Origin of the sequence: Vibrio sp. 10N.222.46.A1, assembly GCF_041473595.1 — a bacterium.
In the GTDB taxonomy this organism is placed as follows: Bacteria; Pseudomonadota; Gammaproteobacteria; order Enterobacterales; family Vibrionaceae; genus Vibrio; species Vibrio tasmaniensis_A.
The window spans coordinates 1-1558 of the sequence record NZ_JBFRSN010001496.1 but is presented as its reverse complement, the minus strand read 5'-3'; the positions used below and the strand labels follow the sequence as shown (position 1 = coordinate 1558).

1 protein-coding gene is annotated in these 1558 nt (G+C 39.7%); it reads right to left on the bottom strand.

Annotated features, from left to right (window positions below; genetic code table 11):
* Window positions 1-73: 73 nt before the first annotated feature.
* On the bottom strand, window positions 74-1558 hold a 1485-nt coding region (locus AB4496_RS27620), incomplete at its 5' end, for a hypothetical protein (RefSeq protein ID WP_372133190.1).

The following is a 1558-nucleotide window of genomic DNA, read 5'->3' as shown; positions in this document are numbered from 1 at the left end:
ACCACCTACGGATGTAAGTGGTTTTTGCCGGAATAAATAGAAGGGATATATTTAGGTGCTTGAGTCGCTTTAACTAGATTTTGTCTACCTTAACAACCTCATCGTTAAATTTAATGTATTCCACATTGGAAATCTTGTCCGTTCCAATCGATTTACCAGAAATTTTTGTCACACCACCAGCCAGCTTTTCAATCGAATAATCGTTTTTGTTACCATTAATCTTCAATACATCGGTACCATCAGATCCATCGAAAGTGTTGTTAGCAGAATTCCCCTCAAAATAATTATCCTGAGGATTTCCAAGTATATCTAAAGCCTCAGAACCTACGATTTTCAAATTTTTAATATATTGAGATTTAAAGGTGTACTTTTCTTTATCATCAGAAGAAATTTGGATCTTAAATGTATTATTTAAAGACGGATTCGCTTTCAAATACGTATCGACCTTTGCACTATCAATCCTTGCCGTATATTGATGATATTCAGGCAAGAATTCTTTGACGATAGCAAAACCAGTACTATCACTAGGCAAAGTTTCTCGGGTAACGTAACGGTAGTTATCCATTCCTCCAAACTCTGAATTAAACCCACCATACATTCCGTAATACGTGTCTGCTAGTGCGGCAAAATACTCGTGAGAAAAGGTTTGCCCCATCTTATACTGCTCAGGCATTCCTAGGTCTTTACCTATATCGTCACCGCCCCAATCGCCATCCCATTGTTCTTCACGTTTTTCATCAAGAGTTGCGCCTGCTGCTTGTGGACTCCAAATGGAACTTTTAGCCACATAATCTTTGCTAGTGTCTTTATCCTCGTAAACATATAAGCCTGTTGTGCTGTCATACCGATAATCTTTGAAAATACTCAAGCTATGGGCAGTAATTCTTTTTTGCAATCCGCCTTTGCTACCATCACCGGTCAAAGGGGCAATTCCTTGAGCTTGAGTTATATGAAGAATTTCTTCTATTGAAGCATCTCTTTTACCTACATTGGTAACGGAATTATAACCAGTGAAATACTCTGTCTCACCAACGTATGTCGTTTCGTTATAACCAAGCGCTTGGCTATGAACAAACCAACCATATTTTTTGAATAGATCATTATCTGAAGCTATCAGCTGCAGGTAGTTATCAGCTGTAGCTGAGGCAAGTTTAGGCTCACGCGCTTTCAACAACCTCAGTAGCTCTTGCTGAAGATTACCAATATCACCTTCTGACGATGCCATAAGAAGCGTACCCTGACGCTGACTTATCGATTTAAAGACATCAAGCTTACTCAGTTCTGTATTCGCTCCATTTTCGGACAGAAGAGAAGTCCACACACCAATGGCTTGACGCAGATCCTCATCACTACCTTTTGTCGCAAGAATGGTAATACTAATACTTGAATCTGAGCGTAACGGTATTTTAATAAAGTAATCAAAACCTGCATCTTTCGCTATCTGGTAGTTACTTGGGAATACCGTATTAAAAGCACTGTCGACATTGTAATTGGTGATCAAACTCGATTCGCTTGGCAAGGTATATCCGGGAGGAGGGGTAGGCTTAGGAGTGGTGGC